14 protein-coding genes are annotated in these 12,552 nt (G+C 69.6%); 3 read left to right on the top strand and 11 right to left on the bottom strand.

What is annotated here, in order from left to right; translation table 11 throughout:
- Window positions 1-62: 62 nt before the first annotated feature.
- The 4 genes from AC1DOC_RS07540 to AC1DOC_RS07525 form a co-directional block, all read right to left on the bottom strand.
- On the bottom strand, window positions 63-1,631 hold the full coding sequence (locus AC1DOC_RS07540) for an ABC transporter substrate-binding protein (RefSeq protein ID WP_478083827.1): 1,569 nt from the start codon (window positions 1,629-1,631) through the stop codon (window positions 63-65).
- 94 nt (window positions 1,632-1,725) lie between these two features.
- Entirely contained in the window at window positions 1,726-2,517 is a 792-nt protein-coding gene (locus AC1DOC_RS07535; protein WP_478129610.1) for a class II aldolase/adducin family protein, read from the bottom strand.
- 315 nt (window positions 2,518-2,832) lie between these two features.
- A complete protein-coding gene (locus AC1DOC_RS07530) occupies window positions 2,833-3,693 on the bottom strand; it encodes a pirin family protein (protein ID WP_478080364.1) in 861 nt (286 codons plus the stop codon).
- Between the two features lie 37 nt (window positions 3,694-3,730).
- The gene (locus AC1DOC_RS07525) at window positions 3,731-4,120 is read right to left on the bottom strand and encodes a DoxX family protein (RefSeq protein ID WP_478129609.1); all 390 of its coding nucleotides are present in this window, start codon (window positions 4,118-4,120) and stop codon (window positions 3,731-3,733) included.
- 85 nt (window positions 4,121-4,205) lie between these two features.
- Between AC1DOC_RS07525 and AC1DOC_RS07520 the strand changes: the two genes are divergently transcribed.
- Window positions 4,206-5,138, top strand: coding sequence for a LysR family transcriptional regulator (locus tag AC1DOC_RS07520; protein WP_478083825.1), 933 nt, complete (start codon window positions 4,206-4,208; stop codon window positions 5,136-5,138).
- 7 nt (window positions 5,139-5,145) lie between these two features.
- Here AC1DOC_RS07520 and AC1DOC_RS07515 read toward each other — a convergent pair whose 3' ends face one another.
- Genes AC1DOC_RS07515 through AC1DOC_RS07490 form a run of 6 tightly spaced genes read right to left on the bottom strand, consistent with a single transcriptional unit; the run spans window position 5,146 to window position 9,689 of the window.
- Complete coding sequence (locus AC1DOC_RS07515) at window positions 5,146-5,829, bottom strand: GntR family transcriptional regulator (RefSeq protein WP_015867979.1); 684 nt, start codon at window positions 5,827-5,829, stop codon at window positions 5,146-5,148.
- A gap of 37 nt (window positions 5,830-5,866) precedes the next feature.
- Entirely contained in the window at window positions 5,867-6,535 is a 669-nt protein-coding gene (locus AC1DOC_RS07510; RefSeq protein WP_015867980.1) for an amino acid ABC transporter permease, read from the bottom strand.
- Between the two features lie 2 nt (window positions 6,536-6,537).
- Window positions 6,538-7,218, bottom strand: a complete 681-nt coding sequence (locus AC1DOC_RS07505) for an amino acid ABC transporter permease (protein ID WP_062363906.1) — start codon at window positions 7,216-7,218, stop codon at window positions 6,538-6,540.
- Window positions 7,219-7,251: 33 nt separating this feature from the next.
- Window positions 7,252-8,103, bottom strand: coding sequence for a transporter substrate-binding domain-containing protein (locus tag AC1DOC_RS07500; protein WP_278876024.1), 852 nt, complete (start codon window positions 8,101-8,103; stop codon window positions 7,252-7,254).
- A gap of 46 nt (window positions 8,104-8,149) precedes the next feature.
- Window positions 8,150-9,103, bottom strand: a complete 954-nt coding sequence (locus tag AC1DOC_RS07495) for an aminotransferase class IV (RefSeq protein ID WP_478080361.1) — start codon at window positions 9,101-9,103, stop codon at window positions 8,150-8,152.
- A 19-nt stretch (window positions 9,104-9,122) separates the two neighbouring features.
- Window positions 9,123-9,689, bottom strand: coding sequence for an amino acid ABC transporter ATP-binding protein (locus AC1DOC_RS07490; protein WP_478129608.1), 567 nt, complete (start codon window positions 9,687-9,689; stop codon window positions 9,123-9,125).
- 138 nt (window positions 9,690-9,827) lie between these two features.
- Between AC1DOC_RS07490 and AC1DOC_RS07485 the strand changes: the two genes are divergently transcribed.
- A complete protein-coding gene (locus AC1DOC_RS07485; protein ID WP_015867985.1) occupies window positions 9,828-10,304 on the top strand; it encodes an FKBP-type peptidyl-prolyl cis-trans isomerase in 477 nt (158 codons plus the stop codon).
- Window positions 10,305-10,331: 27 nt separating this feature from the next.
- Here AC1DOC_RS07485 and AC1DOC_RS07480 read toward each other — a convergent pair whose 3' ends face one another.
- Complete coding sequence (locus AC1DOC_RS07480) at window positions 10,332-11,948, bottom strand: CYTH and CHAD domain-containing protein (protein WP_478080360.1); 1,617 nt, start codon at window positions 11,946-11,948, stop codon at window positions 10,332-10,334.
- 75 nt (window positions 11,949-12,023) lie between these two features.
- On the opposite strand from AC1DOC_RS07480, the gene AC1DOC_RS07475 reads away from it, so the two are divergent.
- A partial coding sequence (locus AC1DOC_RS07475) for an amidase family protein (protein WP_478129607.1) occupies window positions 12,024-12,552 on the top strand: 529 nt, incomplete at its 3' end.

The raw sequence follows: 12,552 nt of genomic DNA, 5'->3' as shown, positions 1-12,552 counted from the left end.
GCATGAACTGCGTACGTTTCATCGGGGGCTCCTGTTGCGTTGCATGTGCTGCGGGCTGGCCGTCATGCGAGCGTCGCGGTGCCCAGGCTGTCGTTCAGCCCGATGCCCGATGTGATCAGGTTGCCAAGCTTGGTGCGGTACAGCGTCGGAAAGTTGAGCTCGTGCAGCCAGGCCACGGGCACTTCGTCGAGCAGGATCTTCTGCACCTGCAGGTAGATGGCCTTGCGCTTCTCGGGATCGCTCTCCTTGGCGCCGGCGTCGAACAGCTCGTCGACCTTCGGGTTCGAATAGCCTTCGACGTTGTTGAAGGGCGAGCCCTTGGCGATGTTGCCGGTGGTGTAGTTGCGCGCCACGCCCAGCGCCGGGTCGCCGTACTGGTAGACGTAGGTGAAGGCGAGGTCGTAGTCCCACTCGTTGAGCTTCTGGTTCCAGCCGGCCACGTCGGTGGCCACGAGCTCGACCTTGATGCCGGCCTGCGCGAGGTTCTGGCGCAGGATCTCGGCCGAGCGCGCCCAGGTCTCGCCGTAGGGCAGCGGCAGCAGGCGCAGCGTCTCGCCCTTGTAGCCGGCTTCTTCGAGCAGCTTCTTGGCGGTGGCCACGTTGCGCGGGTACTTGGCGACGTCGGTGCTGTGGAACTTGATATTGCTGTTGAACGGCCCGGTCGCCGGCTTGGCGAAGCCCTGCCAGGCGATCTTGGCCATGGCTTCGCGGTCGATCGCGTACATCACGGCCTGGCGGAACTTGAGCTTGTCCATCGGTGCCTTGCGGTTGTTGAGCCACAGCCACGAATGCGGCGCGAAGAACTCCCAGCCCTTGGTGGTGACCGCCGCGCCCGGCAGCTTGGAAAGCCGCAGCACGTCGAAGTACTCGACCGCGCCGCCCGGCACCAGGTCGACCTTGCCTGACTCGAAGGCCGCCGCGCGCGAGGCTGCATCGGGAATGATGTGGAAGTACACGCTCTCGACCAGCGGCACGTCCTTGACGTGGTACTTGTCGTTGGCCACGAGCTGGATGTACGAGCCCTTGACCCATTCCTTGAACTTGAACGGCCCGGTGCCGATGGGCGTGGCATTGGCCGGGTTGGCCGCGAACTCGGTGCCTTCGTAGATGTGCTTCGGGATCATCGGCATGCTGCCGACCTCGAAGATGCCGATGAAGGGGCCGAAGGGGTACTTGAGCTTGAACTCGACCGTGAGCGGATCGATGGCCTTGATGCTTTCCACCGCGGCCAGGTTGGCGCGCAGCCGCGCATGCGTCTTGCGCAGGAACACGTCGGCCGAGAACACCACGTCGGCCGAGGTGAAGGGCTTGCCGTCGTGCCAGGTGACGCCGGGCTTGAGCTTGAAGGTGTAGAGCGTGCCTTCCTTGTTGACGGTCCACGAGGTGGCCAGCGAAGGTAGCGGGTTGATCTTCTCGTCGTAGCGCAGCAGGCCCTCGTAGATGTTGCCCGCGATCATCTGCGTGGGGCCGTTCTGCGTGATGCCCAGCATCAGGCCCGGCGGCTCCGGCTGCACCACGGCGTTGATCACGCCGCCCTTCTTGCCCTGCGCCAGCAGGTGCAGCGGGACACCCGCCAGCGTCAATCCGGCGGCCGAGGCGGCGCCCATCTGGATGAGGTTGCGACGTTTCATGTGCGGAAACTCCTTGTGGCTCTGTGCGAGCGGGTGGGGACGAAGAAACGGGAACGGAAGAACGCGGGCGCCGCAGATGGCGGCGCCGCCGCGTTCAGTCGCGGTACGAGGTGGCGGGAAGCGGATCGATGCGCTGCAGCAGTGCGCGCCATTCGCGCGCGTTGGGATCGGGCTGGCCCGGCTGGCGCACGCTGTCGCCGCTTTCGTACTGCTGCGCGGTCTTCTCGCAGACCTCGGCCGGCACCGGATACACCGGCAGGCCGCTCGACTGGATCGCCACCTGCACGCGGCAGGCGCGTTCCAGGTTCAGCATCAGGATGAAGGCCTCGGGCACCGTGCGCCCGAGCGTGACCAGGCCGTGGTTGCGCAGGATCAGCGCACGCGCCGCCGGGCCCAGGTCGGCCACCAGGCGCTCGCGCTCATCGGCGTCCAGCGCGATGCCCTCGAAGTCGTGATAGACCACGCGGTTGTAGAACTGCAGCGCCCACTGGTTGCAGGGCTGCAGCCCGCCCGCCAGCGACGACACCGCTACGCCCGCCACCGTGTGCGTGTGCAGCACGCAGGCCGCGTCGTGGCGCGCCGAATGCACCGCGCTGTGGATGGTGAAGCCGGCCGGGWTCACGTCCCAGGGCGAGTCGTCGAGGATGCGCCCATCGAGATCGATCTTCACCAGCGACGAGGCCGTGATGTCCTTGAACAGCATGCCGAAGGGGTTGATCAGGAACTGGTCCTCGGTGCCCGGCACGCGCGCGGAGATGTGCGTGTAGATGCTGTCGTCCATGCCGTAGTGCGCCACCAGCCGGTAGGCGGCGGCCAGGTCTTCGCGCACCTGGCGCTCGGCATCGGAAACGGATGGGGCCTGGCGGCCCACTGCCTGCAATTGCATGTCGCGTTCCTTTTTCATCAGGCCCGGCGGGAGGCCGCCGGCGCCATGTTCGGGGTTCATCGGATCGACTGCGCAAACTGTCGACAGTCAACCGACGACAGTCTTAAGCAATATGCAGGCCTGCGTGATGGGGTAAGCCCTTGGTGAGGCGGCTGGAAGTGCGCAAAGGCGCGCCGGCAAAGGGCGGGCGCCAGGAAAAACGCCGCGCGCACTGGGGAAAGTGCGCGCGGCGCGTGGGGCCGGACGGTGCCTTTGGGGCGGCATGGCTGCGCCATGAAGGCGCCGGCTGCACCAGGGTGCAGCGCTGAAATGCACTCAGCGCAGGCGGCCTTCCTCGCGCAGCCGCGCACCGATGCGGCGGATCTCGGCCTCGCCCTGCTCGAGCGCCGCCTTGCTGGTGTGCACCGAGTAGTGCCCCATCACCAGTTCATGCGGATGCTTCGCGGCCGAGCCCAGCACGAAGGACGTGTCGCCATGGGCCACGAAGCCGATGGCCGCGCCCGATTCCTCGAACACCGCGAGCTCGCCGGCGGCGACCGGTTCGCCGCCGCCCGCATCGAGCCGGCCCGCGTCGACCGCGATCCAGCCCACCGTGTGGCCGGCCGGCGGCGTGTAGCGCCAGTGCTCGCCGTCCTTCAGCTGCACGGCCAGGTAGTTGATCGGCGCCGGGGCCGGAATGGGGCTTTGCGCCGCGCCGTGGCGCCCGAGCAGCACGCGCGCCGGGCCTTCCCGTGGCACCTGCGAGGGTGCGAGGTAGATGCTCTGCGCCGGCGCGTTTTCTTCCGAGGCCGGCAGGGCCACCCAGAGCTGGAAGCCCTGCACGCGCTGGGTGCCCGGCGCGGGCGCGCCGTCGTGCCACACGCCGTTGCCGGCGCGCATCCACTCGACACCGCCGGCCGGCAGCACGCCCTGCTCGCCGGTCGTGTCTTCGTACAGCGTGTCGCCGTCGATCAGCCAGGTCAGCGTGGCAATGCCCGAATGCGGGTGCATGCCGAAGCCCTTGCGGCCGCCCGAGGTGTCGAAGCCGAAAAGGTCGAGGAACACGAAGGGCTTGAGGAATTCGCCCAGGTCGCCCGGGCTCATGAGCCGCGTGATCGGCCCGTGCTGCGAGCCGCGCGTGCGGTAGACGATGGCGCGGGCTTCGGTGGTGATGGTGGCGGCAACGGCGGTGGTCATGGGAGGCTCCTTAACCCGATGGAAGAAGAAAGAAAGATCAGGCGGCCCTGGCCGCCGGCACCGGGCGCAGGCGCCACGCCACGAAGGCCGACAGCAGCAGGAGCACCATGGCCGGCGCGGGGCTGCCGCCGATCAGCACGAGGTGCGTGGCCACGGCGCCGGCCATGGTCGCGGCCAGCAGCAGGCCGCCGAGGAAGCCGGTCGCCGGCACCAGCAGCAGCACCGCGCCGCCGACCTCGACCACGCCCGTCAGGTAGCGGAACCACTGGCCGAAGCCGACCGCCTCGAACACCTGGACCATCTGCGGCACGCCGGCCAGCTTGGCGAGGCCGGCGGCGCCGAAGGCCAGCGCCAGAAGAATGCGGACGCCCCAGACGATGYGGCGCTGGGTTGTGGTGGAAGTGGAAGCGGGAGATGTGGAAGTCATGGGCAGAAGGTTAGGGCGGCCCCCATTGATCGACTAGACGGCAGAATCGGATTGCACTCGTCCATCAATAGAAGGAATCCCCGCCATGCTCGACCTCAACGACATCGCCATGTTCGTGCAGGTGGTGCGCCACGGCAGCTTTGCCGGGGCGGCGCGCCGGCTGGGCCTGCCGCCCAACACCGTGAGCCGGCGCATCCAGCAGCTCGAGGCGCAGCTGGGCACGCGGCTGATGCAGCGCTCCACCCGCAGGCTCACGCTGACCAGCGCGGGCCGGGCGTTCCACGAGCGCTGCGCGGGCGCGGTCGACGGGCTGGTCGAGGCCGGGCAGGCGCTGATCACCGGCAGCCAGCAGCCCAGCGGCCTGGTGCGCGTGGCGGCGACGGCCGATTTCTTCGACTTCTTCCCGATGGAGTGGGTGGCCGGCTTCCTGGCCGCGCATCCGCTGGTGCGCGTCGACTTCGTACTCAGCGACGCCCGGGCCGACCTGATCGCCGAGCAGATCGACATCGCATTCCGCGGCGGCGCGCTGCCCGACTCCGGCTACGTCGGCCGCAAGCTCCTGGGCGCCCGGACCGACGGCATGGTCGCGAGCCCCGCCTACATCGCCGCGCGCGGCGCGCCCGCCACCCTGCAGGAGCTGGCGGAGCACGACTGCGTGACCTCGCCCCATCCGAGCGGCCGCACCCTCTGGCGCCTGGCCGGCCCCGGCGGCGCGGAAGAAGAAGTGCAGGTTGCGGGCCGCTTCAGCGGCAACACCGCGCAGGCGCTGCGCAAGGCCGCGCTCGCCGGCCTGGGCATCGCGCTGCTGCCGCCCACCATGGCCCGGCTCGACCTGGAGGCCGGCCGGCTGGTGCCGGTGCTGCCGCAGTACCAGCGCACCGGGCAGGGGCTGAGCGTGCTCTACCCGAGCCGCAAGCACCTGCCGCTGGCGGTGTCGGCGTTCATCGGGATGGTGATGGAGAAGCTCAGTGCGGTGGAGGCGCTGCCGGAGATGCTGCGCAGCGAACGGATTTCATGACCCATGCTCAGCCGCGCGGGGCCGTGTTGCGCAGCGCGTGCCGAATGGTCGACAGGCCGCGCAGCAGGTGCGCATCGAGCTCCTCGAGCATCGCGTTGAGGTCGTTGCCGATGGCCAGTTCGAGGAACAGGTGGTGGTTCTCCGCGAAGTCGGGCTTGGGCGCATGCGTCAGGCGGCACACCGCAAAGCCGAGCTGGATCTTCTGCGTCATCTGGCGCCAGACGTCGAGCAGCAGCTGGTTGCCGCAGCGCTCGTAGACCAGGCCGTGGAAGTGGGCCTCCGCCGCGCTCTCGCGATGCAGCTCGCTGCTGGAGGCGGCTTCGGCCAATGCCTCGTAGCGCGCGGTCATCTCGGCGCGAAAGGCTTCGTCGCGCTGCGGCCACAGGCGGATGAACGCCTGCCTTTCCATGATGCGGCGCACCTCGTACACGTCGCTCATGGTTTCTTCGCTGATGTCGGTCACGTAGGTGCCGGCGTAGGGCTTGTTCACGAGCAGGCCGGTCTCGATGAGCTCGCGGATCGCCTCGCGCAGCAGGCCGCGGCTGACGCCGAACTGGGTGGCGAAGTGGCTCTCGACCAGCTGCGTGCCGGGCGCGATCCTGCCGGTGAGGATCGCGTCGCGCAGGGTCTGCGCCACGTAGTCGCGCCGCGTGGCCGAGGGAGCGGGTGCGAAATCGGGGAGGGTCTTCATCGCGGCGGGTCGGGTGTCGGGGCGTGGGCGGAGGGCGTCAGTGGCTGCGCAGGGCCAGGCGCTTTTCGAGGCGGCTTGCGGCATAGGCGCCAGGGTAGATGAGCACGAAGTACACCACGGCCACGGCCGTCAGGATTTCCAGCGGCCGGTAGTAGGCGGCGCTCAGCGCGCGGCCCTGGTACATGAGCTCGTGCACCGCGATGACGGACGCGATGGACGTGTTCTTCGCCAGCTCGATGCCGCGGTTGGTGAAGGCCGGCAGCATGCGCTTGAGCACCTGCGGCAGCACCACGCGGCGCAGCACCTGCACGCGCCGCATGCCCAGGGCGCGCGCGCCCTCCCACTGGCCCGCCGGCAGCGAGGCGATGCCGCCGCGGAAGATCTCCGAGCAGTAGGCCGATGCGTTGAGCGAAAGCGCCAGCAGCGCCGCCACATAGGGCGTGAGCTGCCAGCCCGTGAGGATCGGGAACGCGTAGAAGAACCACACCAGCTGGATCAGGATCGGGATGTTGCGGAACAGCTCCATGTAGCCGCGCGTCGCGGCGCCCACGAGGCGGCTTTTCGAGCGCGCGCCCAGCGCGATCAAGAGGCCGATCGCCATGGCCGAGGGAAAGGCGACGGCCCACAGGCCGGCCGTGACGCCCACGCCCTTGAGCAGCACGGGCCAGTGCTGCAGCACGGCCGAGAAGTCCCAGGTGAAGTCCATCGTCAGTGTCCTGCCGCGCGGGTGGAGATGGCCAGGCGGTGCTCGGCCACGCGTGCGACGAGGCTCAGCGAGAACAGCGCCAGGAAGAAGATGGCCGCGACCACCGTGTACACCTCCAGCGGCCGGAAGGTGATCGAGTTGAGCTGCATGGCCTGGTAGAGCAGGTCGGAGTAGGCCAGCGTGGAGGCCAGCGCGGTGGTTTTGATGAGTTCGAACGAACGCTCGATGAACGGCGGCAGCATGCGCGCGAGCGCCTGCGGCAGCACCACGCGGCGCAAGGCCTGGTGCGAGCGCATGCCGACGGCGCGCGCCGCTTCCCATTGCCCGCGCTCGATCGACACCAGCCCGCCGCGGAACACCTCGGCGAAGAACGCGCCCGACTGCGTCGACAGCGCAATGACCGCCGCCGCGTACGGGTCCAGGCTCACGCCGATGAGCACCGGCAATGCGTAGAAGGCCCAGAAGAAATGCACCAGCGGCGGCGTGTTGCGATAGAACTCGATCACCCACAGCGCGGGCCTGGCGAGCCACGTCCTGCCCGACAGCCGAAGGGCCGCGAGCACGACGCCGAACACCACGCCCAGCGCAATGGCGACGGCGGCGATCTTCATCGTGCCGAGGAAGCCCGCCAGGAGCATGTCGCGGTGCGCCCAGACGCCGCTGAAGTCCCATTCGTAGTTCATGTGCGCCCGCCCGCCGGTTCGATGCGGCCCGGCCTACTGGCCGAGCGTTTCCTTCATCACGCCGGGCACGGTGGCCGGGTCGATGCCCTTGGTCTTGAGGTACTGGCCGTACAGCGCCTGCGTCTGGCCCGAGGCGTAGAGCTTGCCGATCAAACCGTCGAGCTGGTTGCGAAAGCCCGCATCGGCCTCGCGCCGGATGCCCACGCTGGTCGGCAGCGCGACGACCGGCTGCGGCACCTGCACCTTGCCCTTGCGGATCTTCGAGTACGCAATGACCAGCGCCGGGTGATAGAAGCCGATCGCGTCGACGCGGCCCGACATGAAGGCCGCCACGGTCTCGTCGGTGTTGGTGAAGCGCTCGATCTTCGCCTTCGGCAGCCGCGTGGTCAGGTCGCGGTCGGTCGCCGTGCCGAGCGCCACGCCGATGCGCACTTCGGGCTTGTCGAGGTCGGCCCAGTTCTTGGCAACCAGGCCGTCCTTCGCGAGCACGCCCTGCGCATACCAAAGCAGCGGGCTGGCCGGAAAGTCGATCGCCTTCTTGCGCTCCTCGGTGGCATCGAGCACGAACATGGCATCGATCTGCCCGGCCTGCAGCGCYGCCACGCTGTTGCCCCAGGTGGTCTCGACCGGCGTCATCTTCACGCCCATTTCCTTGGCGACCTGTTCGCCGAGGAGCACGCCGAGCCCGGTCCAGGTGCCGGAGGCGGGATCGCGGAAGTACCACGGGTCGCCGGGCGCGACACCGATGCGCAGCTCGCCGCTCTGCTTGATCTTCTGCAGCGTGTTGGTCTGCGCGCCGGCGGCAAGGCTGCCGAGCGACAGGGAGGCGGCGAGCGCCAGGGCGAGGGCACGGCGCAGGCGCCGGAAGGGAGTGGTGGCGTTCATGGGATGGGCTTTCCGTGGACTGGAGTTGAAGGGGGCGTTGCGACGTTCAGGCGGCCGCAGGCAGCGCGCCATGGGCTTCGTTCGCGCTGGCGATGTAGGCGCGGTAGAGCGCGTCGAGCCGCTGCGTGAGCGGGCCGAGCGGCGCCAGCGCGCGGCCGTCGACCGACGACACCGGCGTGAGGCCGGCCAGCGTGCCGGTGACGAAGGCCTCGTCGGCCGCGTAGACCTCGGCCAGCGTGAAGTCGCCTTCGTGCACCGGGATGCCCGCCCCGCGCGCGAGCCGCACCACCGTGGCGCGCGTGATGCCGTTGAAGCAGTAGCGCCCCGACGAGGTCCACAGCGCGCCGCCCCGCACCGCGAAGAAGTTGGTGGAATTGCAGCTCGAGACGAAGCCGTGGGGGTCGAGCATCAGCGCCTCGTCCGCGCCGGCCTGGATGGCCTGGATCAGGGCCTGGATCAGGTTGAGGCGGCTGTGCGAATTGAGCCGCAGGTCGAACACGTCCGGCCCGCTGCAGCGCAAGGTCGAGGTGAAGAGCTTCAGGCCGTTGCGCTTGGCCTCCGGCGTGACCACCTTGTGCTCGGCCACGCACACCACGGTGGCGCCGCCGATGATGAAGCGCGGGTCCTGGTTGGGCGTTTTCTTGACGCCGCGCGTGACCATGAGCCGGGCGTGCGCGCCGTCGCGCATGCCGTTGCGCAGGAAGGTGTCGACCACCACCTGCTTCGTCTGTGCCTTGGTCATGCCGATGTCCAGCGCGATCGACTTCGCGCCCTCGTACATGCGGTCGATGTGGGCGTCGAACGAGATGATGCGGCCGTCGACCAGGCGCACGCCCTCCCACACGCCGTCGCCGCACACGTAGCCGGCATCGAACACCGACACCACCGCCTGGTGACGCGGCACGAACTGCCCGTTCACGTAGACGAGCACTGCGTCGTTGCGTGCATCGGGGGCGTAGGCCTGGGAACTGGTCTTCGAGGGGGCGCTGTCGGCGTGCATATGAATGAGGGTCCTGGGATCAGAAGTGGAAGGCGGTGAAGCGCTCGATGAAGCGTTGTGTGCGCTCCTGCTTCGGGTGCTTGAGCACCTCGTCGGGCGTGCCGCTTTCGTGCAGCAGCCCGTCGGCGAGGAACACCACCTTGTTGGCAAAGTGGTAGGCAAAGCCGAGCTCGTGCGTCACGAGCAGCATGGTCCGGCCTTCGTCGGCCAGCGCGCGGATGGTGCCGAGCACCTCGCCCACCAGCTCGGGATCGAGCGAGGAAGTCGGCTCGTCGAACAGCAGCACCTCGGGCTCCATGGCCAGCGCGCGGGCGATGGCGACGCGCTGCTGCTGGCCGCCGGACAGGTGGCCCCCCGGCACGGGCCGGCCCACGGCGCGTCCCTTGAGGACCACCTGCCCGGCGGAAGGCACTTCCATGAAGTTGAGGCAGCGCAGCAGCGTGCTCTTGCCAGAACCGCTCGAACCGATGATGGCGATGCGGTCGCCGGGCAGCACGTCGAGGTCGATGCCGCGCAGCACGTGGTGGCTGCCGTAGCGCTTGTGCAGGGCCTGGATGCGGAGAACGGGCGGCGGGGCGGCTGTCATGGCATGTGATGGTATGGATTGTCGAACAATCGACAATCGGGAGTTGTACTATCCACGCAAAGTCCATGCCATGCTTCCCCACGGGGGCGCTCGCCAGCCGCGCGCGGCCGCTTCGCCCCTGCGGGAGAATCGCCCCCCATGAAAATCGAAAAAGACACAGTCGTCACCCTCAAGTACAAGGTCGCCGACGCCCAGGGCAAGCTCATCGAAGCCAGCCCTGAGCCGATGGCCTACCTGCATGGCGGCTACGAGAACACGCTGCCCAAGATCGAGGAAGCGCTCGATGGCAAGGAAAAGGGCTTCCAGACCACGCTGAACCTGGCGCCTGAAGACGCCTTCGGCCTGCGCGACGAGTCGCTGGTGCGCAGCATCCCCAAGTCCGAATTTCCGCCGGGCGTGAAGGTGGGCGGGCAACTCGAGGGGCGGCTCGACGATGGCACCGAGCACCTCTTCACCGTGATGAAGATCAAGGGCCCGGTCGTGCTGCTGGACGGCAACCACCCCTGGGCCGGCAAGGCGCTGAAGTTCAGCCTCCAGGTGACGGACGTGCGCGCGGCGCTGCCGGTGGAGATCGAGCATCGGCACGTGCATGGTGCGCACGGGCACCATCACTGACCGATCGGGTCCGGCGGCCCGGTCGTTCTAGTTCTTCTTCCAGAACCGCGGCGCCTTTGCGATCCGGCCCAGCGCCTTGCGGCAGGCCTTTGCACCCGCTGCGTGGCGCGCGCTGAACCAGCCGACGGCGAACCATGCGCGCGCATCGCGCGCGGTGGCTTCGCGGTAGAGCGCGAGCGCCACGGCTTCGTCGTTGAATTCGCCCAGCGCGTCCTGCGCGGGGCGCAGGCGCTTCAGGTAGCGCTCGGCGGCCGGCTTTTCCTTGTCGTCGTCCGCATCGGCGGCGAACAGCGGCGCCGCGAATTCGGCCAGGTAGCGCAGGCGCTTGAGCCGCTTGCGCGTGCGGTGCTGGTCTTCGGCCGACAGCGATTCGAAGCGGCGGCCGTCGCGCACCGCCTGCCGACGCAGCCGCTGCAGGCGCTTGCGCAGAAGGCGCCGCGCCTCGGCGGCGTCAAGCGGCACCGGCGCTGACGCGGGCTGGCCGGCAGCTTCGGCTTCGGCCTGCGGCGCAGCTTCCCCGGCGGTGGCCGCGGTGAAGCCGATCAGCGACACCAGCACCGACTGGAACGCCGGCGCGCGCACCACCTCGCCGGGCGACGGCGCCTCGGGCGCCGCATCGTCGCCAGCCAAGGGATCGAACTCCGGCGCCCCCGCATCGCGCAGTTGCGGCTGCGCCAGCCTCACGACCTGCTCGCGGTCGCGCAGCGCGCCGAGCGCGCGGAAGGCCTCGACCAGCGGCGGCTCCCATTCGGCGCCGTTGAAAAGACCGGTGCGCGGGTCGAGCCCCGCGAGTTCGCGCAGCGCGGTGCGCAGGCGCCGGATGCCGATGCGCAGCTGGTGGATCTGCTCTTCATCCGTGCTGCCCGCGGCGATCTCGCTCGCGTTGGGCAGCATCTGCGCGAGGCAGGACGCGACCACGGCCTGCTGGATGGCGGGGCCGCCCGGCTTCTCTTTCTCGTTGGCAAAGCGCGGCGCCTCGGCCTTCACGGCCGGAACCGCATCGACTTTCGCCAGCAGCCGCGTGCCGCGCTCGGCCTTGGACACGGTGCTGAACCACAGGCCGTGCTGCTGCGACCAGCGGCGCGCGAGCGCGACCAGCCCCTGCACGCCGCCGCGCTTGAGCTCGAGTTCCAGCTCGCACACCGGCGACTCGCGCTCGTCCGGCGTGCCCGCATGGGCAATGACCTTGCCGACGTCGAGCGCCAGCTCCACCACGGCCGTGCCGGCGCCAGTGGTGCGCACGTCGCGCGTGAGCCGCACGATGTCGGTGGACTGGCGCTCCACCAGCGGCGCGCCGCTCGCGGCCAGCACCTGGGCAAGCCGTTCGCCCACCGGCGTGCCCTGGTGGCGCTGCGGGTCGATGGCCGGCGCGCCGCCGCCCGCCGCCGCGGCGCCCAGGTCGACGTTGTGTTCGAGCCGGTGCAGCGCGTTGTCGCCGGTGGCCTTGACCGTCTGCACCCAGCGCGGCCCTTCCTTGCGCAGGCGCAGCACGATGCCCTGGGCGGCCAGCGCCTGGTCCGCGGTGTCGAAATAGCGCGCCTGCAGCCGCGTGCGCACCACGCTGCCGCGCCGCATGGCGGCCTCCACGGCTTTCAGGCGCTGTGCGGGAACATGAAACTTGAACTCGATTTCCATGCCGGCCATGATGCCCGGTCTTGTTCATCGCGCCGCCGGCTTTGCGTCTGCCGCTGCGCATCAGGAAAGAAGGAAAGGCTCGCCATGGCCACACCGCTCGATCCCACCGCCCTGCTCGCCGCAGGCACCGCCCCATCGGCCAGGGCACTGGCCGCCGGCCAGCTGAGCGCCGCCGCGCTGTGCGAAGCCGCCATCGCCCGCATCGAGGCGATCGACGGTGCGCTCAACGCGGTGGTGGTGCGCGACTTCGACCGGGCGCGCCGCCAGGCCGCCGAGGCCGACGCGGCCCTTGCGCGCGGCGAGCGCCGGCCGCTGCTGGGCGTGCCGATGACGGTGAAGGAGGCTTTCAACGTGGCCGGCCTGCCGACCAGCTGGGGCCTGCCGCAGTTCCGCGATTTCGTGCCGCAGCAGGACGCGGTCGCCGTGGCGCGCCTCAAGGCGGCGGGCGCGGTGATTCTCGGCAAGACCAACGTGCCGCCGGGGCTGGCCGACTGGCAGAGCGCCAATCCGGTGTACGGCCGCACGGTGCACCCGCTCGACGCCGGGCGCACGCCGGGCGGCTCGTCGGGCGGCGGTGCGGTGGCGGTGGCCACCGGCATGGTGGCGCTGGAGC

The sequence above is a fragment of the Variovorax sp. 01T439_2 genome, from assembly GCF_056398445.1.
This window is presented reverse-complemented; position numbering and strand designations above follow the sequence as displayed.